Below are 21,610 nucleotides of genomic sequence, written 5' to 3' on the forward strand. Positions count from 1 at the left end.
GCAGGGAAGTTCGGCGCCGGAGGTGCGCAGCCCAGTGGTTGATGCAAGTGCCTGCGGTGTATGCGCTTCGACGACTCGGACGCGAGACGGGCCGCAAACGGTCGCTCGTAAGACTCACTCCGTGGCGGGTTGCCTGGGGCAGGGAAGTTCGGCGCCGGAGGTGCGCAGCCCAGTGGTTGATGCAAGTGCCTGCGGTGTATGCGCTTCGACGACTCGGACGCGAGACGGGCCGCGAACGGTCGCTCGCGATACTCGCTCCGTGGTGGGTACGGAAGCGGACGACCGGCGGCAATGTCCACAGCCGCCCGGCTGCGGATAGTGTCCACAGCCGGTCGGCCGCGTTACTTCGTCGGACCGAGCAGGGCGCTGGCCAGGGCGTAGGCCAGGTTGATCAGCTCCGAGGTGACCACAGTGTTGTCCATGCCGAGTGACATGGCCAATGGCATCAGCATTTGCATGATGGTGTTGACGAGGGTGGGCAGCACGCTGGTCGCATTCGGCGTGGTCTGATTCGGCGACAGTTGCGAACCGGGTGACTGTGCCGTACCCGGCGACTGCGGGGTGTTGGGCGAGAGCGCAAAACCCGGCGGCAGCAAACCGGTCTGCGGAGCGCCAGGGGACTGCGACGAACCGGGCGTTTGCTGCGTATCCGGCGAATCGGGTAGCGGTGTGTAGCCCGGCGCCGGTGCGTAACCGGGTGGCGGATTCAGCGATGCGGGCGCGGTCGGCGGTTGCGGGACAGTGTCGGTCGTTGGCACGAGTTGCGGCGTCGCCGTGGGCTCGGGGGCGGCAGCGGGCCGCGGCGCCATCCCGGCGGGGGGCACCGGGGGCACCGCATTGGCCAGCGGCACACTGGATGCCGGAACCGCGGCGGGCTGGTCGGACGTCGAACCGGTATGCGCAGGCACTCCGCCCGATACCGGGGGCGTCGGCGTCTGCTGCGGGGCGCCGAGCAGGAACCCGATCAGACCGGTCGCGATCGCCAGGGCATGCTTGACCTGCCCCTCCGGACTCTCCAGTAGCGCGGCGTCCTCGGGATTGGCCCCATTGCCCATCTCGACGAACACATCGGGCACGGCGGTCAGTGCCGGACCGGCCACATCGTTGCGGGTCTGCAGACCGTCCTGGGCGCCTGCGTAGTTGGCCGCCGGAAAACCGGCCTGCAGATAGGCGTCGCGCACCGCCTTCGTCGCCGCCAGACCGGGGCCGGACTGGATCTGATCGATCTTCGGATCCGGAATCGGCAGCTGCGGCACGATCAGGTGGAATCCGCGGTACTGCGCAGGTGCGCTATCGGCGTGGATGCTCACCGCGACGTCGGCGCCGGAGGCATTGGCGGCGTGTGCCCGTTCATCGACGCAGCCGCCCCAGCCGGAGTCATCCGGACGGCTGAGCACCACCTTCGCGCCCAGATCTTCCAGGGTGGTCCGAACCAGTTCGGCCACCTTCCAGGTGATGGTGTGCTCCTGCACTCCGTTCACCGTGATCATGCCGGTGGTCTGACAGTCCTTGGTGCCACCGCGCCCGTTGCTCACCTGCCTCGCCAGGTTTTCGGCGTGATTGGGACCCTGATGACCTGGGTCCACGAATATTGTCTTGCCTGCGAGTTTCGTGGCCATTTCCGGAGATGCCGGATCGGCGAGCGCGGCCGGAGCCAGCCCGGACAGCGTCACCACCACGGCGGCCGTGACGACGCCGCAGATACCGGTCCTGATGATGCCTGGCTTCACGCAAAATGCCTGGTAGATAGACAAAGCAGCTCCCTAGTCCCGTGATGGTCCAGTGAGCGCCGCCAGCCGATCAACCTACGCGGTAGCGCTCCCGGTGTTACTGCTGGTGCTGTTGTTACGGGAGAGCATAGCGTCCACAGTCTCGCGAGTTCTAGACTCATGCCCCCCGAAACGATCCACGTACACCTCCCCCGTGATAGATGCGGTCGCGTGACCTAGGCGCTTCTGGACCGGTCTTCGCATCGGTGCCCTGGTAGATCAGCGCGGACGCACACCGGTGACGCAAGTCGCGCCAGGTGCGAGTCGGGTACGTCCGCCTTGCGGAATCACAGCCCCAGAACTTGTCTGCGGCGACCACGACCGTTGACTGCCATGTGGTTCGAAGACCCGGATCCCGACGCCACGATCGGGGCGAAAGTCCTCATCACGGTGACGCCTTCAGCTGGCGCCCACGGTCGGCGTCGACAGGCGGGCGAATGGGGACCTTTTCGCCAACCGGCTGATCTGCGGCACATCGCCCCCACGTCGTGCCACATTTCCCACCTACGCAAACACCCTCGAGGCCCGCCCGATCTGGGTCCCGAGTACGTCAGGAGTGGAGCGGTGCCAGGAGGAGGGGGCTCGGGTCAGTGGGAGTGCTGATGCCCAGGGCCATGGCCTCGTGCATCGGTAGTCCGACCGCCATCTGCATGGACATCTTCTTCTCGCCGCCCGCGACGAAACTACCGGCGGGCATTCTGCTGCCGTCCGGGCGTTCGAGCCACACGGCATACCGCTGGCCCTGCGGCAGGCCGGTGACATCGAGGGCGATGCTGGTGCCCCAGTTGCGGTTCTCCACGCTGGCCGAAGCGTGCACACCGGCGGGCTGTTCGGCGAAGGCGACCGGCTGAGAGTTCGCGCCCTGCGGGGAGTTCGTGGCCAGCTGCGACGTGACGATGAAGACTCCCCCCAGCGCGACGATCAGCACCGCCGCCGCCGCGGCGACGCGCTGCGCAGTCCTAACCGAGCGCTTCCGGCGTCGTTCCTGTTCGACTGCGGTGAACACCGCGGTGCGCAGCGCCGGGGGCGGACCGGCAGGCTGATCGTCGACCCGCTCGGGGTCGGCCTGGCGAAGGACCTGGGCGACGCCGCGCAGTTCGCGCAGTTCGGACCGGCAGTCCGGGCAGCCGTCGAGGTGCGCCTGCAGCGCCACGGTCGCGGCCGGTTCGAGCCGGCCAAGGGCGTGCATACCGAGGTGGGTTCGCATCTGCCGGCACTGATCAGTACTCACCGTGCCACCCCATTTCTTCCAGTACGAGTTTGAGAGCTTGGAGACCGTAGTAGACGCGACTGCGGACGGTGCCCTCGGGGATCCCGAGCTGAGCGGCGACATCGGCGGCCGGCCGGTCGCGCAGGTGCACCTCGACGAGAACCTGACGATGCTGCTCGGACAACCGGCGCAGGGCCTCCTCCACCTGCAGACCCACCACCAGTTCTTCCAGAGGTTGCGCGGCACTGGGGGTATCGATCGGTTCGGTGTCGGCCAGCGGCGGCCGGCTGGCCCGCGCACGGCTGATGTCGATGACGATGTTGCGGCAGATCGAGAACAACCAGGTGCGCAGCGACGCGGTGTCGGGTTGGAAGCTGTGCGCCGCCCGCCAGGCGCGCAGGAACGTCTCCTGCACGGCCTCCTCGGCGCCGCCCGCGTCGCCGAGAGAGCGGTGCGCAAACCGGAACAGCTCGCCAGCGTGGTCCTCGTACGCTGCGCGCAGCGCAGATTCATCTCCGAGCCCACCGACATGCCGGCGCTGCGAGATCAGCCGCATGCCTTCACCTCCGCACCCATCGTGTCCCAACGCGCCGGTCACCAGCGATGTCCTCACCCGGTATACGGACCGCCCCTTCGGATCATTCACGTCGCTGGGAGACCAGACGAGTGACATGTCACACAGTCGCGAAGTGAATATGCGCCGCCCCGCGGCCGTATTCCAGTTCAGCTCGCACAACTGCGACCCGAACGGAAGCGAGACAACGATGAAGACGCGAACGCTACCGGCACAGTGCATCGGGCTCGGCGCCGCGCTGGTGCTGCTGTCCGCCTGCGGTAACGACACCGCCGCGCAGGACGCACAGCCGACCAGTTCTGCCCCGCATGCCTCCGCCGCCCCGGCCGACGGCGCCCCCGTGGCGCGGCTCGGCGCAACCACCACCGCCCTCGGCACCGTCGTGACCGACGCGGCCGGCTACACCCTGTACTGGTTTACACCGGACACCCCGACCTCCTCCGCCTGCGTCGGGCAGTGCGCCACGACCTGGCCGCCGACGCTCGGCGCCCCGAGAGCCGCCGACGGGACGAACCTCCCCGGCGCACTGAGCACCCTCACCCGTCCCGACGGCGGGGCACAGCAGGCGGTGTACGACGGCCACCCGCTGTACCGGTTCGCCAAGGACGACGCGCCGGGCCAGACCAACGGCGAGGGCGTCAAGGGCCAGTGGCACGTCGCCCTGGTGACCACGGCGCCGGTCGCACCCCCCGCCGCCGGCCGGTAGGGCGAGTTCCACTCGCCCTAACTGGCCCACCGAGAGAACCGCATCCCATGAGCTGCACACCTCATGGGAGAAAGAGGAGAGCCGATGGAGGACGACACCGAACGGGCGGATCCCGGGACACACACGGAAATCAGTCGGCGCGGTGTCCTCCTCGGATTGGCCGCCGTCGGAGGGATCGCCGCGCTGGACGTCGGCGGTTTCCTCTACGCCAAGGGCTGGTTGACGCCGGACGCGTTGACATCGTCGCGAATAGTCGACCGATTCGAGCAGCTGAACGGCAAGCACGAAGGCTTCCGGCGCAACCATGCCAAGGGACTCAGTGCCACCGGATATTTCGAGAGCAACGGGGCGGGCGCCGCGGTGTCCACCGCCGTCGTCTTCCAGCCCGGACGGGTTCCGGTGACCGGCCGGTTCTCGCTCTCGGGAAGCGTGCCCTACGCCACCGACGCGAACGCCACAGTCCGCGGCCTGGGGCTGCAGTTCACGCTGCCGAACGGGGAGCAGTGGCGCACCGCGATGGTCAACCTCCCGGTCTTCCCCGACAGCACCCCGGAAGGCTTCTACGAACGACTGCTCGCCGCCAAACCCGTTGCCGGAACGGGAAAACCCGATCCGGAGAAGATGGCCGCGTTCCTGGCCGAGCACCCGGAGACCGCGGCGGCTATGCAGATCATCCGGCAGCACCCGCCGACCTCCGGGTTCGGCGACAGCACCTTCCGCGGGCTCAATGCGTTCGGTGTCACCGACGCCGCCGGGGTCACGGCTGCGGTGCGCTGGATGCTCGTCCCCGAGCAACCACCCGAACCCGCCGACCAGGCACAGCCCGGTAAGAACTACCTCTTCGACGCGCTGATCCGCGCGGTCGCCACCGAACCGCTGCGGTGGCGCCTGATGCTCACCATCGGCGAACCCGGCGATCCGACCAACGACGCCACCAAGGCCTGGCCCGAGGACAGGCGCACCATCGACGTCGGCACCTTGACGATCGACTCGGTGCAGACCGAGGGGCCGGGCAACGCCCGGGACATCAACTTCGACCCGCTCGTGCTGCCCGTCGGCATCACGCCGTCGGACGATCCCCTGCTCAGCGCACGGTCGGCGGTCTATGCCCGGTCCTTCACCCGCCGATCCGGCGAACCCGCACAGCCAAGTGCCATCACCGTCGAGGAGGTGCTCGGTGCCCGCTGAGCCGACCCGATACGCACTTCCTTCGCGCCTACTGCACTGGATCATGGCGGTCCTGGTCATCGCCCAACTCGTCGTCGGCGCCACCATGATGGCCTCGCTGACCGACTACCACCGCCTGCGCGCCATCCACGAACCGCTGGGGATCGCGATCCTCGTCCTGGTGGTCATCCGGATCGGGAACCGTCTGCTGCACCGGCCGCCGCCGTTCCCGTCCACCATGCGCCCCTTGGAGCGCATGGTGGCGAAGGGAACCGAGTACCTGCTCTACGCGCTGCTGCTGGCTCAGCCGTTGATCGGATGGGCCATGCTCTCGAGCGCCGGGACCCCGATCGTGATCTACGAGCACCTGCGCCTGCCGGCCATCGCGCCCCACGACCCGAACACCTACGCCATGCTGCGGCAGGCCCACACGATTCTGGCGAACCTGCTGTTCCTGACGTTCACCGCCCACATGTGTGCGGTCCTGTTCCACACCCTCGTGCTCCGCGACCGACTCCTCGACCGGATGACGCCGCTGCCCGTCCGGTCGAGGAGGCCGGTTTCAGCGGAACACGACGAGCGTGCCGACCACGTTCCGTGATAACTGGGGGCACCCACGGCGCCGTTGCTCCACCTCGGTCGGCCGAGGGTCAGCGAGCCTGTCCGGTTACCGCCGCGGGACGATCGCCGACACTTGATCGAGGATCTCCGCGGCAGCCGACTTCATCCCGCCAGCGTGAAAGCCGGTGAGTCCCTTGAACGGTTGGCAGACTCAGCGCCCAGCGGCGTCGCCCGTTGTTGCCTGGTTCAGTGCTGCAGGTACAGGCGTTCATTGGGCAAGCGTGGGTACCTGCGGGTGTCATCAAGGATCACTGCGAGATGCATCGGATAGTGGCGGTCACGGCAATCTTGTATGAACGACAAGGCTGCAGTGGCGCATGCCGTGAAATCGAAGCGCACATTACCGAGTTGCACTGCGAGGTGCACGTCTGGTTCCCCGGGATGCGGAGACATCTGGCTATCCATGTCGGGCTCGAGCCTCGATGGGTACCGGGCAGAAATCTGCGTGGCCATCAAACGCGTACGCCCGGCCGCCGCGGGAAGAACCCTCCTTGCTTGCGATCTTCTGACCCGAGCCGGGTCATCATCAGATATCCCACGCTGACGACCACCGCCCACACGGCGCCGACCACGAGCGCGATGCGCCCGCTGTCGGTGAAGAACAGCAGGAAGACGACCAGACCGAGGAGTCCGAGCGCGAGCCAGGTGGTCACCGGCGCGGCGGGCAGTCGGTAGTCGCTGGCCGGCAGGACACCGGCCTTGACGCGGGCGCGGTAGATCATATGGCAGACCAGAATGACTCCCCAGACGAAGATGATGCCGACGGTGGACACCGAGGTGATGTAGGCGAATGCCTTGTCGGGGGAGATGGCGTTGACGATTACGCCGATGACCATGACGCCCGCGGAGAGGCAGATTCCGGCGAATGGCACCGAGCGGGAGCTGAGTGTGCCGACCACGGCAGGCGCTTCCCTTCGCAGCGACAGGCTGCGCAGCATCCGCCCGGTGGAGTAAATGCCCGAGTTACACGATGACAGTGCGGCGGTGAGCAGCACGAAGTTGATGATGCCAGCAGCGCCGGGGATTCCGATCTGCTGGAAGACTTCGACGAACGGACTCTTTCCCGAATGAAAGTTTCGCCAGCTGGCAACGGACATGATCACCAGAAGCGAACCGATGTAGAACAGGCCGATGCGGAACGGAAGGGTGTTGATCGCTTTCCGCAGCGTCTTCTTGGGGTCACGCGCCTCGCCCGCGGTCACGCCGACGAGTTCGACGCCGACATAGGCGAACAGCACGATCTGCAATGTCATCAGGGACTGCCCGAAGCCATGGGGGAACACCCCGCCGTCAGCCCACAGGTTGGCAACTGACGGGTGCGCGGCGTGACCGAATCCAATTGTCAAGACCCCGATCCCGATCAGGATCATGCCGACGATCGCGGTGATCTTGACAGCGGAGAACCAGAACTCGGCCTCTCCGAACAGCCGTACCGAGATCAAGTTCGCCCCGAATAGCACAGTCAACACGACCAGTGCGGTGATCCACGGCTTGATGTCGAACCAGTACTCGACGTACTTGCCCGCGACCGTGATCTCAGCCATGCAGGTGGTCACCCACACCGCCCAATACGTCCAACCGGTGGCGAATCCAGTGAAACGGCCGAGGAACTCGTGGGCGTACTCCGCGAAGCTGCCGGAAACCGGCCGGTACGTCAGCAGCTCGCCGAGTGCCCGCATGATCACGAAGACGGCCAGGCCCGCAGCGAGGTACGTCAGGATCAACGCCGGTCCCGCCTGCGCGATCGCACCGCCCGCGCCGTAGAACAGACCGGTGCCGATTGCCCCGCCGATCGCGATCATCTGGATCGTTCTGGGATTCAATCCGCGGGCGTAACCCTCCGACTCGGTGGTCGGGAGTGCCGGCTGCGAATTCCCTTTGCTGTTCGTCTGGTTCTGCTGGTCGGGGATCGTCATGCGTCCATTCCTTCGGTGCCGGCGGTCGCGACAAACGTCGGGTTCGAGGCTGCCCTCCGCTGTGCGGCGCGGGTCATCGTGTGGATTGATTCCGGTGCGGCCACCTCCGCCGTGCCCAGGACATCGTCGGCGGACTCCATGATCGTCGCACCCACCCGCAGGTAGTCCGCGTCATCGAACGATGACCCGCGACTGGCGCCGGATTCGACGAACACCTCATGCGCGTCGGAGACAAGTTCGTGGACCCCGGCTGAGGTCATCGCTATGCGGTACTCGTGGTTGTTGATTTCGCGGGGGATTCCGATTTTCACAGGCAAAAGCTCCTGGACATATGTGTTGAGGATTGAGCGACAGCGCCGCAGCGGATGTCAGATGCGAGGTGTGAGGCGCATCACCAGCGGGGCCGAGTCCAGTATGAATATTCATCACCCGGATGCTCCATAGCGATGCAGATAATTCTGATATTGCGCCGTATTTCTGCTTTACATTCTATTGAACGGCTGAATCCGGGTTCGGAACCGAGGGATCTTCGGCGCGTGACCGATGAGCTCCGGTCATGCCGCCCGATGTCGTCACGTCGAGTGCGGGCGCTGAAATCGAGCGCGGGCGCTGTGGGGCATCTGCTGCACCAGCGGCCGAGCATCCGCACCGACAGCGCAGGCAGTGTGGCCGGATTCGGCGGCTCGAAGCCTCCGCCCCGCTGGCGGGCGGCGACGCGGTGGGCATAGTCGGCCGGATTCAGGCCCCTATCGGCAGGCGGCGCAGCGAGCGCAGGGCATAGTGGACCCGGGTCTTCACGGTGCCGACCGGAATGCCGAAATCATCGGCGACCTCTTGATAGGCCCGATCCCGCAGAATCACCTCCACCACCGCGATGCGCTGGGATTCGGGCAGGCGGGCGAGCAGCTCCGCGACGAGCAGACAGTCGACGAGGCCATCAGCGAAGTCCGGGTTCGCGTATCTGATATCGCTGAGTTGCCCGATCTCGTCCCATTCGGTATCCGCGGGACGGACGGCCCGGGCGCGGGCGATATCGATCATGACGTTGCGTTGGATGGCGAGCAGCCAGGTGCGGACCGTGCCCTTGCGTCCGTCGAACATCGCGCAGGAGCGCCAGGCCCGCAGCAGCGTTTCCTGCACCGCCTGTTCGGCCAGCCCCGAATCGCCGAGGCCGCTCATCGCACGCCAATGCAGTAGTGCCCGGTCGGCGGCCAGTACGGCGGCAATCCCATCGTCGGTACACAGACCGGCACACGCCGTCCCACAGGTCGACCGCCTGTCCGCGACATCGACCACCGGACAAATACCACTCATATAAGAGGTATCGCGGGAACTCACGCGAGTGGAATCACCGCCGACACAGTGAAGTTGGATCGCAGTAATGCACAACCGACTGGATATGTGACAGGAATCTCCGATTCTGCCGAAATCGACCGCTGAGTCTGGTAGACCTTTGCCCCGGAGATACGGGGATCTCCGCAGGTCAGCCGCCGGTGGCGGCCCGAGAACGATGCTAGGAGCAAGCAGTATGCGTGCAAGCACGCTCGTGATCGCGGGGGCAATGGCGTCCACCGCGGCACTGCTGGGCGCGGGCACCGCGGCCGCCCAGCCCGCGAACACCATCACCGAGGATGGCGTCTACCTGGTGGGTGTCGACATCCTGCCCGGTACCTGGGAGGCCCCCGGCACCCCCGATCCGGCGGTCGGCTGCGACTGGCGACGGCTGCGCAAGGTCGATGGCGATAACACCGATCAGCACTACATCATCGCTAACGACTTCACCAGAAATCGTCCGGTCCGCGCCGAGATCGCGCCGACCGATGTGGCCTTCAAGACGGTGAATTGCGGTGCCTGGCATATGGTGCCGCCCGTGCGCACCGGTTCGTCCGGCGGCTGAGCCCAGCGCTATCGTCGCGACCATGACGCGGACCAAGATCCTGATCACCGGTGCGAGCGCCGGACTCGGCGCTGCGATGGCGCGGGATTTCGCCGCCAAGGGCCGCGACCTCGCCCTGTGTGCCCGCCGGCTCGACGCGCTCGAATCGCTGCGCGATGAACTCACCGCCGCACATCCGGGGATCAAGGTCGCGGTCCGCGCGCTCGACGTCGACGAACACGCGGCCGTGCCACCGGTGTTCGCGCAGTTGCGCGATGAACTGGGCGGACTGGACCGCGTGATCGTCAATGCCGGTATCGGCAAGGGCGCGCCGATCGGCACCGGTCGGGCGGATGCCAATCTCGCCACGGCCACCACCAATTTCGTCAGCGCGCTCGCCCAGACCGAGGCGGCATTGGCGATCTTCCGCGCCCAGCAGGGCGGCCACCTGGTGCTGGTGTCCTCGATGAGTGCGGTGCGCGGATTGCCGGGCACGAAGGCGGCCTACTCCGCAAGTAAGGCCGGACTGGCTGCCTTGGGCGAGGCGCTGACCGTCGAATTCGGGCAGTCACCGATCGCCGTCACCACCTTGCTGCCGGGATTCATCGCCACCGATATGGCGGCGAAGGCCGGTGACGCACGGATGGTCGCACCGCTGGAGAAGGGCGTCGCGGCGATGGTGCGGGCGATCGAGCAGGAGCGGATTCGCGCATGCGTTCCGGCGTGGCCGTGGCGGCTCATCGATGTGGTGCTACCGCATCTGCCGCGCTCGGTGGTTGCCCGGCTCGGCTGACGTGGCCCCCAGTTCGGCCCGGCCACCGCCGTAGGCACGCTGGTCGAACATCGGAGCATTCGCGGCGGAAACCCGCCGGAACTCGGCGATGCGGATTGCTGAACTGGAGCGCATGTCCATCGCTCTCGAACCCTCCCCCACCCCGGTCACCCGGCCACCGCTGATCCGCTGGCTCGCCGTCGTCGCGGTCACGCTCGGCATCTTCTCGATCGTGACGACCGAGATTCTGCCGATCGGCCTGCTTACCTCGATCGGATCCGATTTCACGATCTCCGACGGCATGGCCGGACTCATGATGACCATGCCGGGGTTGCTCGCCGCGATCGCCGCTCCCCTGGTGACCGTCGCGGCCGCCCGCGTCGATCGCCGACTGTTGCTGTGCGGCTGCACGCTGCTGCTGGTGATCGCCAATGCGGTGGCCGCGACCGCGCCACAGTTCTGGGTGGTGCTGGTCTCCCGTGTGCTGATCGGGTTCACCATCGGCGGGTACTGGTCGATCGCCGCCGGACTGGCCGGTCGGCTGGTGCCGCCGGAGTCGGCGAACCGAGCCACCGCGGTGATCTTCTCGTCGGTCCCGCTGGGTTCGGTGCTCGGTGTGCCCGCGGGCACCTTCGTCGGCCACCTGGCGGGCTGGCGAGCCGCATTCGTCCTCCTGGCCATGCTGTCGGCGGTGGTGCTGGCGCTACTGGCATTCGCACTGCCATCGCTGCCCGCCCAGCAGGCCGTGAACGTCACCGCGCTGCGCACTGGACTGCGCGGCACCGCCGTCCGAATCGCCCTGCTGGCAACCCTTTTCGTGGTGCTTGCACAATTCGGCACCTATACCTACGTCACCCCGTTCCTGGAGCAGGTCACCCAGGTGAGTGCGGGGGCCATCACGGTCCTGCTGCTGATCTACGGCGCGGCTGGCATTGCCGGAAACTTCCTGGGCGGCACCCTGCTCGGCCGTCCCCGGACCGCGCTCGGCTGTGCGGCGGCCGCCATGGCGGCCGCGATGCTGGCGCTGCCGCTGCTCGGCCGATGGGAGTTCGGCGCCGTCGCACTGCTGATCGTCTGGGGTGTCGGATACGGCGGGATCCCGGTCGTCCTGCAGACCTGGTTCGCCAACGCGCTGCCCGACGCCCCCGAGGTGGCATCGGTGCTGTTCACGGCGTCATTCCAGGCGACCTTCTGTGCGGGCGCGCTGGTCGGCGGGGTGATCGTGGACCGGACCTCACCCTCGACCGTGCTGCTGTGCGGCGGTGCGACCGCACTGCTCGCACTGCTGATTACCTCCGGGGTAATCGACGCGCGCCGGGTCCGTCGGGCAGGCTGAGATCATGATCGATGAGGTGGGCACCAAGCTCTTTCACCAGTCCATGCCGTTCACCGAGCGTCTCGGGGTCGAGGTGCTCGAACACGGCACCGCACTGGTGCGCAGCCGGATCGCGTGGGACGAATCGCTGTGCACGCTGGGCGGAGTGCTGCACGGCGGTGTGCTGATGTCACTCGCGGACGCGACGGCCGCGGTCTGCGCGTTCCTGAATCTGCCCGAGGGCAAACAGGGCACGACGACGGTCGAGTCCAAATCGAATTTCCTGCGGGCCGTTCGGTCCGGTCATGCGATCGCCTCGGCGCGGCCGCTGCACGCCGGACGGTCGTTCATCGTGGTGGAAACCGAAATCCATGATGACTCGGACAAACTCGTCGCCAAGGTGACCCAGACCCAAGCCGTGCTCTGACCCGAAGCCCGGCCATGCGCCGGGCTCACTTCACCAACGTGAACTGCATGACATCGATGTGCCCGCTGCGGAAGTGGTCGGCACATCCGGTGAGGTATTTCAGGTATCTGGCGTAGACCTCTTCGGAGGCGATCCGAATCGCCTCGTCGTGATGGTCCACCAGGGCCTGGGCCCATTGGTCCAGGGTGCGCGCGTAGTGCAGGCGCAACGGCTGGATCTGCTCGGTGCCGAATCCGGCCTGTCCGGCCAGCCGGGTGACCTCCGCGGGCTGCGGCAGCTGACCGCCGGGGAAGATCTCGCGCTTGACGAAGATGTGGAACAGAGCGTCCTCCCGGGTCACCGGAATATTCATGCGCCGTAGGTCGTTGAGCGTATGGCCGATGATGGTATGCAGCAGCATCCGCCCATCGGGGGGCAGCATGTGATGGCAGCGTTCGAAGAAGGTGGCGTAGCGCTCCCGCCGAAAGTGTTCGAAGGCGCCGATGCTGACGATCCGGTCCGCGTTGCCGTCGAATTCCTCCCAGCCCTGTAGCCGGATCTCGACGCCCGCGACCGCGCGCCGATCTCTCTCGGCACGGACGTGCTCATATTGATTGCGGCTCAAGGTAAGTCCGACGACCTCGACGCCATAGCGCTGGACCGCGCGGAACATTGTTGCGCCCCAGCCACATCCGATATCGAGCAGGGTCATCCCCGGCTGCAGATCCAACTTGCCGAGCGCGAGGTCGATCTTGGCCAGCTGGGCCTGTTCGAGGGTCATGTCATCGCGCTCGAAGTAGGCGCAACTGTAGGTCATCGATGGGTCGAGAAATAGCCGGTAGAAGTCGTCGGAGACATCGTAGTGCGACTGAACTTGCTCGTAGAACGGTGCGAAGTCGGCCATGCGTATCTCCTGCCTGCGCCGAGTACCCAGATATGGACCGATACGAGACACGCCGCCGAATAGTTTACAGCAGGCGAAGATCGATACCAAAGCGTGCCCTGTTGCCCGGCTCTGACTCGAACCATTGCGCACAATCGTTCGAAGCTGTACCCTCGGCCCTGTCCTTGTGGATGCCCATCCCGGCCGATCGGAGCCGGGCTTCCCACGAGATCTCTTCTCTTCCCACCACGGTTCCACACTCCCGTGAATCCGCTTCCCAGAGCGCACAGGGACATTCATCGCAGCGAGCGCATCGCCGCTGCCTCTCACGGCCGTTCGCCGTACCCATGAAATTCGAAGGAAACACCATGAAAGACAACACTTTTCCCACACCATCCGATGGGGACGCCGCGGCGAACCCCGGACGATCCGTCGGCGGCATTCTCGAGATCCCCGACAACCGCGCCGCCGCTCTGCGTGTCGACGGCTATCTCCCCGGCCCGCGTGATGTGCACGTGCCACCCCGGCTGATCCGCGAATACGGTTTGCGCCGTGGCGATTTCATCACCGGCACGACCGAACCTGCACGCGGCGACAAACTCGACCCACTCGTCGATATCGCATCCGTCAACGGACAGGACCCCAGCCGGGCCGCGACTCGCCCGAAATTCGAGGACCTGGTCCCCATCTACCCCAACCAGCGGCTGCGCCTGGAGACCGAACCCCATGCCATGACCACCCGGGTCACCGATCTGGCCATGCCCATCGGCAAGGGGCAGCGCGCGCTCATCGTCGCACCGCCCAAGGCGGGCAAAACCTCTGTGCTGCAAGCGATCGCGCACGGTATCGCGAAGAACCACCCGGAGTGCGAGCTGATGCTCGTACTGGTCGGCGAGCGGCCCGAGGAGGTCACGGATCTGGCCAGATCGGTACCCGCCGATATCGCCGCCGCCACCTTCGACCAGCCGCCCCGCGAACATATCGCGGTGGCCGAACTCGCCATCGAACATGCCAAACGCCTGGTCGAAATGGGCCGGGACGTGGTCGTGCTACTCGATTCGCTGACCCGCCTCGCCCGCGCCTACAACAATGCCGCCCCGGCCTCCGGGCGCATACTCTCCGGCGGCGTGGACGCCACCGCACTCGCGCCGCCCAAGCGATTCCTCGGCGCCGCACGCAATATCGAGCACGGCGGCTCGCTCACCGTCATCGCCACCGCCCTGGTCGAGACCGGATCACTGGCCGATACCGTGATCTTCGAGGAGTACAAGGGCACCGGCAATGCCGAGCTGAAACTCGATCGCGCGACCGCGAACCGCCGTGTCTTCCCGGCCATCGATATCGCGCAGTCCAGCACCCGCAAGGACGAATTGCTGCTCGCCCCAGACGAATTGGTGGCCAACCACCTGCTGCGCCGGACACTCAACGCCGTGGACGGTCAGCAGGCCATCGACCTACTGCTGGAGGGTCTGCGCAAGGCCCCGACCAACGCCGATTTCCTGGCCCAGCTGGGCGGCAAACGGAACTGATCCGTTTGACGCGTCTCCTTTAAGCCCCCTTTAAGGCCCTGTCAAGTATTCCGAGGGATCTTTATTACAGCCCGATCGGGCCTGTCTTCGGAGGGGGAGACAGGGCCGGTCGGGCATTCTGCATTCCGGCTCGGAATCAGCTCAGTTCGGCGGCGAACAGCTCGGACGCCCGCCGCCACGAGTCCGCGGCGGCCGCCGCGTCGTAGGGCTCTCGACCCGGGAAGAAGAAGGCGTGCTTCGCACCGGGGTAGACCACCAGCTCATGGCGCACACCGGCATTGTGCAACGCCGCGCCGATCTGCTCGCGCTGTTCTGCATCGATGACGTGATCGAGTTCGGCGAAGAACATCAACAGCCGCACATCGTCCTTGGCGATCCCTTCGGTCGCGGCCAGCAGCGGCTCCGGCCGACTCAGCGCGGTCCCCGATGTGGTGAGCCAGCCGGGGTAGAAGATCGCCGCCGCGTCCAGGTCGAGGCGGGTGGCGGCGAAGTAGGCCAGATGTCCGCCGAGACTGAAGCCGAGCACACCGGTCTTATCGGAGGCCTGGCCGTGCTCGCGGGCATAGGCGATGGCGGCTCGGAAATCGGCCTCGACGCCCTCGCGGGTCAACTCGCCGAGCAACCCGAAGGCACGTGTCCGGTTTTCGTCGGTCTCGGCCAGGCCAGCCGCGGTCTCCGGACCGGAACGGTGATAGACGTTCACGACGAAGGCCACATAGCCCAGCGCCGCGACCCGATCCACGATCTGCCGCACGTCCTCGGTCAAACCCCACAGTTCGGCCCCGACGAGCACCGCGGGAAACGTCGCCGTGCCCTGCGGCCGAGCGAGGTAGCCGGTCATCGGTGAGCCGTCGACGTCGAGGTCGAATTGTTGGGAAACGGTCTGGTACGTCATGCGGTACAGCCTAGGGCGCGACGTGATCTCCTGCGCGCGTTGGGAATCGGCTCATCCCATCGCCGTCCTGGTCTGCGACCAGACGCGGGCCAGACCGAGCAGATGCCGGAGCTCGGCGTCGAAATCGTGCCCGACCAGCGGCAGTCGCGGTCCGGCCCCGGCGACGGTCGGCACGCTGCCCGCCTTTCGAGCGCGCGCCGCATGGGCGAGCCGGCAAGCGTAATCGGTTATCTCCCAGTCGGATTCGAATGCAGGGTGCGGTTCGGCCGGGAGATAGGAGCCGAGGTGGAGCAGGGCGTCACGGATCTCGACGGTCATCCGAAATAGGCGGGTTGCCGGATCCGCACCGCGGCGGGCGTCGGCGGGCAGCACGATCTCGGGGACCGCGGCGGTGAGGTCGCGCCACAGTGGCCGCAATCGGCGACAGATCCGGCCGTCCCGATCCCATCCCGCCAGCGCGAGCAGTGCGCTGAGCAGTGGGATGGCGAGCAGGGTCACATCGAGCACCAGGCAGAGTACGAAATCGAGCTCCCCGCGCGGGAGCTGCGGGCCGAGGTCGGGCCAACCGGTCAGCAATTGCGCCAGGGACAACGCCTGATTGACCAAGACGAAGCCGCCGCTGATACCGAGCAGCCAGCAGACCAACTGCCCCTTGGCGCTGAGGTCGCCGATGCGGAGCTCACGGATGCCCGCGAACAGGAAGACGACCATATTGACCGCCAGCGGAGCGGCATAGGCGAATCCGAAGATCGCCGCGGGCCCGTGCACGCCCAGATCGACCGGTCGCCCGTTGTCCTCGGCCGCCATCCCGGACACCACCATGACGACGGTCGCCACCGCGGCGACGAGACCGCACCGACGGTGTCGACGCCATACGGCGGCGGGCCCGGTCTCGGCCACGACATACCGCGCCATGACATAGAGGTACATCGTCGTCATCACGACGCAGCCCAGCGATAGCGCAGTGGGCAGACTGGTGATGCTCGGCGTCGGCGCACAGCGGTAGAGCAGCATGGCGGCGATGCTCCACAGCAGCATCCGATTGACGAGCTGATCGATGATCGTGTCCCGCAACAGCATCAGCCGCCCGGCCGTAATGACACCGATGTAGCCGAGCACCAGCCAGGCGATGGCTTCGGGAATCAGTGAGGACATCGATACCCTCTCGGCCGCGGAACTCGTGCCCGTCGAAGGATACTGCCCCGGACCGCCCTGACGGAGGCTCCCCGGACGCTCGGGGACGACACAGGCAAGCGCCAGCACACCGGAATTCGGTGCGCTGGCGCTGGATTTCGCCGATCAGCCGAGCAGCACGAGCGCGCCTGCCCCGAGGAAGACGAGTTGCACGACGGTGCGCAGCGGCAGCGGCATGGTCTTGATGCCGATATCACCGCGCGCCGCACGGATATTCGCCGGGAACATCACGATCAGCAGCAGAATCAGGCCCGCAGCAGCCAATTTGGCAATGGGCGGGATCAGCAGACCGATCGCGCCGCCGATCTCGAGCAGACCGGTAAAGGTGACCCAGCCCGCCGGATTGGGCAGCCGCGGCGGCACCATCGCGACCAGTGCGCCACGCTTGGGCTCCAGGAAATGCGCGCTGGAGGTGAGCGCGAACATCGCGGCCAGTCCGAGCGCGACGGCGTGCGGCCAGGAGTCGAGCCAACCGAGGTTGCCGACCCAGCCGAGGAACCGAGCCAGTCCGGCGATGACGATGAGAACAACCAACGGTGCCATCAGAGTCTCCTGTGGGTCGAGCACCTTATCTTGACAGTGACTAGATTAGGTTCGAGCTGGAAACTTGTCAATGGCTAGATTTTGGGCCACCATCGAGACATGGCGAAGAGCGGTTACCACCACGGCGATCTGCGGGCCACCATCCTGGCCGCGGCCGCCGCCCAGATCGCGACCGACGGGGTCGACGCGGTATCCCTGCGCGGGCTGGCCCGCCGGGCCGACGTCTCGCACGCGGCCCCCGCGCACCATTTCGGTGATCGCGCGGGGCTATTGACCGCGCTGGCCATCGAAGGTTTCGGTCTGCTCGCCGCGGAGCTGGCCGGGGCCGGACCCGACTTCCGCGAGATCGCGGTCGCCTATATCCGTTTCGCCCGAGAACATCCCGGTCACTTCGATGTGATGTTCCGGCGCGAACTCCTGCACGCCGATGACGAACGCCTGATCGCCGCCCGCACCGAGGCGGGCGCGGCCCTGCGTTCCGGTGTCGCACTCATGCAGCCCGACAACACCGTTGAACAGCAACAAGCCACCCGCCTCGCCGCCTGGTCGCTGGTGCACGGCTTCGCGGCGCTCTGGCGCGAAGGGGCACTACAGGATTCGCCGCTGGCCAACGGTTCGGACCCGGAAACCCTGGCCCGCCGCATGGTCGCCACCGTCCACTTCGAATGACCACGGCCCGTTGACGTTTGACCGTAAGTTCTTCGTCATGGACATCCATGCCTACCCGACCGAGGCCACCATCCCGGTGGATCTCGCCGAGGCACAACGCATCGCCGACCACTACCTGTCCAGGGCCGACGACGCAGACCGCGGTATCTCCAATCTGCTCACCGAATTCGATTCGTGCTTCACGGTTGTGGCCATCTTCGCGCCGCCCCCGGGTATCGATCCGCACAGACACCCGCTCCCCCCGGCCATTGGCGGTTCGGTCTGCGTCATCGATAAACCAACCGGCGCAGTCTCCTACTGGCCCACCTACCCCACCGACCTGGTCGCCGAACAGTACACGCGGGCAATGCAATCCGGCCGACTGATCATCGAGGACGGCTGGCCGGAAGACGATCCCGACGACTGAGCGCGGGATTCGGCTGGCGCGGTCGCGGGCTGGGCGAGGTGGGCAGTGATGGCGGCGCGGTTAGGCGTCTGCGATCGACGCTATGGCCTATGCACGGACATCGAGTTCTGCCACCGGGGCTGGTTCGCCGCCCGGCCGGTCGACGGCTTGCAGCCACCGGTCGATGCACTCCAGCAGTTCGTCGGGGTCGACGGGCTTGGTGATGTAGTCACTGGCGCCGGATGCCAAGCTCTTCTCCCGATCGCCCGCCATGGCCTTCGCGGTGACCATAATGATCGGGAGCCGGTCGAAGCGGGGCATTCCCCGTATCGCTGCGGTCGTTGCGTATCCGTCCATCTCCGGCATCATCACGTCCATCACGATGACATCGACATCCGGGTTGGCCTGCAGTGTTTCGATGCCTTTTCGTCCGTTGGGCGCGTGGTCCACCGACATCCCGTTCAGTTCCAGCACTCCCGCGATCGCCAGGACATTGCGGGCATCATCATCGATGATCAGGACCTTGCGTCCGGCCAGCCTGGGCTGCCCCGCCGGGCGCGCCGGTGTTTCGAGCTCCGTCCGGTGCGGATGGGTCAGCAGCAGGATGAACCGTTCGCAGAACTCATCGGGCGAAGCCACCAGTTCGACCCGATTGTCCCGGGCATACGTCTCGATAAGCCGTTCCTGGTCAGGATCGAGTTCACGGACCGGATGCGCAAGCAGCGGAATACTTCTCGACTCCGCGCCCTCGCGCAGGCGACCCAGGAATTCCGCCGTGCCGACGCCCGGCAGGCTCGCGTCCAGCAGGACACACCGATATGGATGGGCCGGCAAGGCCGCGAGTGCTTGGTCGGCGCTACCGACGGACTCGATGCGGACCGTCCCCGAGGTGTCCGCAAGTGCCCCGACGACCCCACGGACCAGCCGGGTCAGCGGCCGGCTCTCCTGGTCTTCTATGACAAGTACGGAACGATCGATCGGCTTCGACCGCGTCCTCGACTCGGCCGCGACCTCCAGTTGCGGTGTCACCGGAATATGGAGCGTGAACGTACTCCCGGCACCGAGTCGGCTTTCGGCACGAATCTCGCCACCGAGCAGGTTCGCCACCTGCCTGCTGATCGATAGGCCGAGACCGGTACCGCCATATCGCCGGCTGGTGGTGCCGTCGGCTTGCTGGAACGCGGTGAAGATGGCCTCCAGGTTTTGCTCTGCGATGCCGATTCCGGTGTCGCTCACGGAGAATGCGATGCGGTCGTCCTGCCGCCATACCTTGAGCCGGATCATGCCTTTGTCGGTGAACTTGACGGCATTGGACAGTAGGTTGCGTAGCACCTGCCGCAGCCGCTGCTCATCGGTGTTGAGGTGAGCGGGAACGCCCGGTTCGACATCGACGTCGAACTCGAGGCCCTTCTCGCTGATCAGTGGCCGGAACGTGGTCTGCACGTATTCCAGCAACTGCCGCAGCGGCACGAACTCCCTTTGAATGTCCATCTTCCCGGCCTCGACCTTGGACAGGTCGAGGATATCGTCGATCAGCTGCTGGAGATCCTTGCCTGCGGACTGGATCACGTTGGCGAATTCGACCTGCTTCGCGGTCAGATTCCGGGTTGTGTTCTGCGCCAATATGCCCGCCAAGATCAGCAGGCTGGTCAACGGTGTGCGCAGCTCGTGCGACATGTTCGCGAGGAACTCCGACTTGTACTTCGACGCCAGCCCAAGCTGTTGGGCACGTTCCTCGATCTCCCGCCGGGCCTGTTCGATTTCGAAGTTCTTGATTTCGATATCGCGGTTCTGGCGGACCAGCAGCTCTGCTTTTTCCTCGAGTGCCGCATTGGACTGTTGCAGTTCTCCCGCAAGTCGCTGCGATTCCTCGAGTAGGGCGTCGGTGCGCGCATTGGCCATGATCGTGTTGGCATTCACGCCGATGCTTTCCATCAGCTGTTCGAGAAAATCTTGCTGTACCAGCGTGAACCGGCTGAAGGAGGCCAGTTCGATCACACCGAGCACCTGGTCCTCGAACACAATCGGCAGCACGATCAGGTTGACCGGTCCCGCGGCCCCGAGACCGGAGCTGATCCGGACGTAGTCCGGCGGTGTCTGGTCGACCACGATCGCCTTCTTGGTCAGCGCCACCTGCCCGACCAGCGACTGGCCGAGGTCGAATGCGACGTTGTCCGCATTGCGCCCGTAGCCCGCGATCAACCGCAGCCGTACGTGGTTGTCATCGGATTCCATGAAGAAGAACGCCCCGTACTGAGCGCCGACGAGCGGGGTGAGCTGGTTCATGATCAGCTGGGCGACGGCGCTGAGATCCCGGTGTCCCTGTAAGCGTCCGGACATCCGCGCCAGGTTGGTATTGAGCCATGCCTGCTCTTCGTTGGTGCGGGTGGTTTCGCGGAGGGACTGCACCATTGAGTTGATGTTGTTCTTGAGTGCGGCGACCTCACCTTGCGCCTCGACGGAAATCGATCGGGTGAGATCTCCGGTCGCCACCGCGCTCGCGACCTCGGCGATCGCACGCACCTGACGCGTCAGGTTGCCGGCGAGCTCATTGACGTTCTCCGTCAGCCGCTTCCAGGTTCCGGATACGCCCTCGACCTCGGCTTGTCCGCCGAGCCGGCCATCCTTACCGACCTCGCGCGCCACCCTGGTCACCTCGGCGGCGAACGCCGACAACGTATCGACCATGGTGTTGATCGTGGTCTTGAGCTCCAGAATCTCGCCGCGCGCATCGACGTCGATCTTCTGGGACAGATTGCCGCGGGCCACGGCCGTGGTGACTTGGGCGATGGATCGAACCTGACTGGTCAGGTTGCCCGCCATCGAGTTCACATTATCGGTGAGGCTCTTCCAGGTGCCGGCGACATTGGGCACGCGCGCCTGCCCGCCGAGGATGCCTTCGGTGCCCACCTCGCGCGCAACGCGGGTGACCTCGTCGGCGAACGAGGACAAGGTGTCGACCATCGTATTGATGGTCTGCGCCAGCGCGGCGACCTCGCCCATGGCTTCGACGGTGACCTTCTGCGATAGGTCGCCGCGCGCAACCGCGGTCGCGACCTGGGCGATCGACCGCACCTGAACGGTCAGATTGTCCGCCATCACGTTGACGGACTCGGTCAGGCCCTTCCAGGTGCCGGATACGCCTTTCACGTCGGCTTGGCCGCCGAGCCGCCCCCGTAC

Annotated in this window: 20 protein-coding genes and 1 pseudogene; 10 read left to right on the top strand and 11 right to left on the bottom strand. The window is 66.1% G+C overall.

Features of this window, described 5'->3' with window-relative positions; genetic code table 11:
• Positions 1–341: 341 nt before the first annotated feature.
• The 3 genes from ACWEO2_RS40345 to ACWEO2_RS40355 all read right to left on the bottom strand — a co-directional run bounded on the left by ACWEO2_RS40345 (position 342) and on the right by ACWEO2_RS40355 (position 3,535).
• Positions 342–1,730: an N-acetylmuramoyl-L-alanine amidase gene (locus tag ACWEO2_RS40345; RefSeq protein ID WP_452410197.1), complete on the bottom strand. Its 1,389-nt coding sequence runs from the start codon at positions 1,728–1,730 to the stop codon at positions 342–344.
• A gap of 589 nt (positions 1,731–2,319) precedes the next feature.
• Positions 2,320–3,000, bottom strand: coding sequence for an anti-sigma factor family protein (locus tag ACWEO2_RS40350; protein WP_452410198.1), 681 nt, complete (start codon positions 2,998–3,000; stop codon positions 2,320–2,322).
• Entirely contained in the window at positions 2,990–3,535 is a 546-nt protein-coding gene (locus ACWEO2_RS40355) for a sigma-70 family RNA polymerase sigma factor (RefSeq protein ID WP_452410199.1), read from the bottom strand. The genes ACWEO2_RS40350 and ACWEO2_RS40355 overlap by 11 nt, the downstream gene beginning before the upstream one ends.
• A gap of 208 nt (positions 3,536–3,743) precedes the next feature.
• On the opposite strand from ACWEO2_RS40355, the gene ACWEO2_RS40360 reads away from it, so the two are divergent.
• The 3 genes from ACWEO2_RS40360 to ACWEO2_RS40370 all read left to right on the top strand — a co-directional run bounded on the left by ACWEO2_RS40360 (position 3,744) and on the right by ACWEO2_RS40370 (position 6,027).
• Entirely contained in the window at positions 3,744–4,259 is a 516-nt protein-coding gene (locus tag ACWEO2_RS40360; RefSeq protein WP_452410200.1) for a COG4315 family predicted lipoprotein, read from the top strand.
• A gap of 84 nt (positions 4,260–4,343) precedes the next feature.
• Complete coding sequence (locus ACWEO2_RS40365; protein WP_452410201.1) at positions 4,344–5,447, top strand: catalase family peroxidase; 1,104 nt, start codon at positions 4,344–4,346, stop codon at positions 5,445–5,447.
• Positions 5,437–6,027, top strand: a complete 591-nt coding sequence (locus ACWEO2_RS40370; RefSeq protein ID WP_452410202.1) for a cytochrome b — start codon at positions 5,437–5,439, stop codon at positions 6,025–6,027. Before ACWEO2_RS40365 ends, ACWEO2_RS40370 begins: the two co-directional genes overlap by 11 nt.
• 472 nt (positions 6,028–6,499) lie before the next feature.
• Here ACWEO2_RS40370 and ACWEO2_RS40375 read toward each other — a convergent pair whose 3' ends face one another.
• From ACWEO2_RS40375 to ACWEO2_RS40385, 3 genes are all read right to left on the bottom strand, one after another.
• Entirely contained in the window at positions 6,500–7,963 is a 1,464-nt protein-coding gene (locus ACWEO2_RS40375) for an amino acid permease (RefSeq protein ID WP_452410203.1), read from the bottom strand.
• Positions 7,960–8,274, bottom strand: a complete 315-nt coding sequence (locus ACWEO2_RS40380) for a hypothetical protein (RefSeq protein ID WP_452410204.1) — start codon at positions 8,272–8,274, stop codon at positions 7,960–7,962. The genes ACWEO2_RS40375 and ACWEO2_RS40380 overlap by 4 nt, the downstream gene beginning before the upstream one ends.
• 427 nt (positions 8,275–8,701) lie before the next feature.
• Positions 8,702–9,277: a sigma-70 family RNA polymerase sigma factor gene (locus ACWEO2_RS40385; RefSeq protein ID WP_452410205.1), complete on the bottom strand. Its 576-nt coding sequence runs from the start codon at positions 9,275–9,277 to the stop codon at positions 8,702–8,704.
• 214 nt (positions 9,278–9,491) lie between these two features.
• Between ACWEO2_RS40385 and ACWEO2_RS40390 the strand changes: the two genes are divergently transcribed.
• The 4 genes from ACWEO2_RS40390 (at position 9,492) to ACWEO2_RS40405 (ending at position 12,353) form a co-directional block, all read left to right on the top strand.
• Positions 9,492–9,860 (top strand): hypothetical protein, encoded by a 369-nt coding sequence (locus tag ACWEO2_RS40390; protein WP_452410206.1) that lies wholly within the window; start codon positions 9,492–9,494, stop codon positions 9,858–9,860.
• Positions 9,861–9,882: 22 nt separating this feature from the next.
• Positions 9,883–10,632, top strand: a complete 750-nt coding sequence (locus tag ACWEO2_RS40395) for an SDR family oxidoreductase (protein ID WP_452410207.1) — start codon at positions 9,883–9,885, stop codon at positions 10,630–10,632.
• Positions 10,633–10,744: 112 nt separating this feature from the next.
• The gene (locus ACWEO2_RS40400) at positions 10,745–11,947 is read left to right on the top strand and encodes an MFS transporter (protein ID WP_452410208.1); all 1,203 of its coding nucleotides are present in this window, start codon (positions 10,745–10,747) and stop codon (positions 11,945–11,947) included.
• 4 nt (positions 11,948–11,951) lie between these two features.
• Entirely contained in the window at positions 11,952–12,353 is a 402-nt protein-coding gene (locus ACWEO2_RS40405; protein WP_355188812.1) for a PaaI family thioesterase, read from the top strand.
• A 25-nt stretch (positions 12,354–12,378) separates the two neighbouring features.
• On the opposite strand, the gene ACWEO2_RS40410 is transcribed toward ACWEO2_RS40405, so the two are convergent.
• Complete coding sequence (locus ACWEO2_RS40410) at positions 12,379–13,236, bottom strand: cyclopropane mycolic acid synthase family methyltransferase (protein ID WP_452410209.1); 858 nt, start codon at positions 13,234–13,236, stop codon at positions 12,379–12,381.
• A gap of 410 nt (positions 13,237–13,646) precedes the next feature.
• On the opposite strand from ACWEO2_RS40410, the pseudogene ACWEO2_RS40415 reads away from it, so the two are divergent.
• Positions 13,647–14,744 (top strand): annotated as a pseudogene (locus ACWEO2_RS40415) (transcription termination factor Rho, short form); the annotation flags it as partial.
• 136 nt (positions 14,745–14,880) lie between these two features.
• Here ACWEO2_RS40415 and ACWEO2_RS40420 read toward each other — a convergent pair.
• The 3 genes from ACWEO2_RS40420 to ACWEO2_RS40430 all read right to left on the bottom strand — a co-directional run bounded on the left by ACWEO2_RS40420 (position 14,881) and on the right by ACWEO2_RS40430 (position 17,376).
• Positions 14,881–15,639: a dienelactone hydrolase family protein gene (locus ACWEO2_RS40420; RefSeq protein ID WP_452410210.1), complete on the bottom strand. Its 759-nt coding sequence runs from the start codon at positions 15,637–15,639 to the stop codon at positions 14,881–14,883.
• Positions 15,640–15,690: 51 nt separating this feature from the next.
• Positions 15,691–16,794 carry an MAB_1171c family putative transporter gene (locus ACWEO2_RS40425; RefSeq protein ID WP_452410211.1) on the bottom strand — a complete coding sequence of 368 codons (1,104 nt, stop codon included), beginning with the start codon at positions 16,792–16,794 and terminating at the stop codon, positions 15,691–15,693.
• A gap of 144 nt (positions 16,795–16,938) precedes the next feature.
• On the bottom strand, positions 16,939–17,376 hold the full coding sequence (locus tag ACWEO2_RS40430) for a DoxX family protein (protein ID WP_452410212.1): 438 nt from the start codon (positions 17,374–17,376) through the stop codon (positions 16,939–16,941).
• A 99-nt stretch (positions 17,377–17,475) separates the two neighbouring features.
• On the opposite strand from ACWEO2_RS40430, the gene ACWEO2_RS40435 reads away from it, so the two are divergent.
• Both ACWEO2_RS40435 and ACWEO2_RS40440 read left to right on the top strand, forming a co-directional pair.
• A complete protein-coding gene (locus ACWEO2_RS40435; protein WP_354961836.1) occupies positions 17,476–18,045 on the top strand; it encodes a TetR/AcrR family transcriptional regulator in 570 nt (189 codons plus the stop codon).
• Positions 18,046–18,055: 10 nt separating this feature from the next.
• On the top strand, positions 18,056–18,451 hold the full coding sequence (locus ACWEO2_RS40440; RefSeq protein WP_452410213.1) for a hypothetical protein: 396 nt from the start codon (positions 18,056–18,058) through the stop codon (positions 18,449–18,451).
• An 87-nt stretch (positions 18,452–18,538) separates the two neighbouring features.
• Here the strand turns inward: ACWEO2_RS40440 and ACWEO2_RS40445 are convergent.
• The coding region (locus ACWEO2_RS40445; RefSeq protein WP_452410214.1) for a response regulator at positions 18,539–21,610 on the bottom strand (3,072 nt) is incomplete at its 5' end.

The organism is Nocardia sp. NPDC004278 (assembly GCF_053602975.1).

What these genes read in the sequence shown, in the direction of transcription:
- ACWEO2_RS40410 (WP_452410209.1), bottom strand. Translation starts at nt 13,236, where the DNA reads ATGGCCGACTTCGCACCGTTCTACGAGCAAGTTCAGTCGCACTACGAT.
- ACWEO2_RS40430 (WP_452410212.1), bottom strand. Translation starts at nt 17,376, where the DNA reads ATGGCACCGTTGGTTGTTCTCATCGTCATCGCCGGACTGGCTCGGTTC.
- ACWEO2_RS40355 (WP_452410199.1), bottom strand. Translation starts at nt 3,535, where the DNA reads ATGCGGCTGATCTCGCAGCGCCGGCATGTCGGTGGGCTCGGAGATGAA.
- ACWEO2_RS40390 (WP_452410206.1), top strand. Translation starts at nt 9,492, where the DNA reads ATGCGTGCAAGCACGCTCGTGATCGCGGGGGCAATGGCGTCCACCGCG.
- ACWEO2_RS40400 (WP_452410208.1), top strand. Translation starts at nt 10,745, where the DNA reads ATGTCCATCGCTCTCGAACCCTCCCCCACCCCGGTCACCCGGCCACCG.
- ACWEO2_RS40425 (WP_452410211.1), bottom strand. Translation starts at nt 16,794, where the DNA reads ATGTCCTCACTGATTCCCGAAGCCATCGCCTGGCTGGTGCTCGGCTAC.
- ACWEO2_RS40435 (WP_354961836.1), top strand. Translation starts at nt 17,476, where the DNA reads ATGGCGAAGAGCGGTTACCACCACGGCGATCTGCGGGCCACCATCCTG.
- ACWEO2_RS40405 (WP_355188812.1), top strand. Translation starts at nt 11,952, where the DNA reads ATGATCGATGAGGTGGGCACCAAGCTCTTTCACCAGTCCATGCCGTTC.
- ACWEO2_RS40420 (WP_452410210.1), bottom strand. Translation starts at nt 15,639, where the DNA reads ATGACGTACCAGACCGTTTCCCAACAATTCGACCTCGACGTCGACGGC.
- ACWEO2_RS40365 (WP_452410201.1), top strand. Translation starts at nt 4,344, where the DNA reads ATGGAGGACGACACCGAACGGGCGGATCCCGGGACACACACGGAAATC.
- ACWEO2_RS40360 (WP_452410200.1), top strand. Translation starts at nt 3,744, where the DNA reads ATGAAGACGCGAACGCTACCGGCACAGTGCATCGGGCTCGGCGCCGCG.
- ACWEO2_RS40385 (WP_452410205.1), bottom strand. Translation starts at nt 9,277, where the DNA reads ATGAGTGGTATTTGTCCGGTGGTCGATGTCGCGGACAGGCGGTCGACC.
- ACWEO2_RS40375 (WP_452410203.1), bottom strand. Translation starts at nt 7,963, where the DNA reads ATGACGATCCCCGACCAGCAGAACCAGACGAACAGCAAAGGGAATTCG.
- ACWEO2_RS40395 (WP_452410207.1), top strand. Translation starts at nt 9,883, where the DNA reads ATGACGCGGACCAAGATCCTGATCACCGGTGCGAGCGCCGGACTCGGC.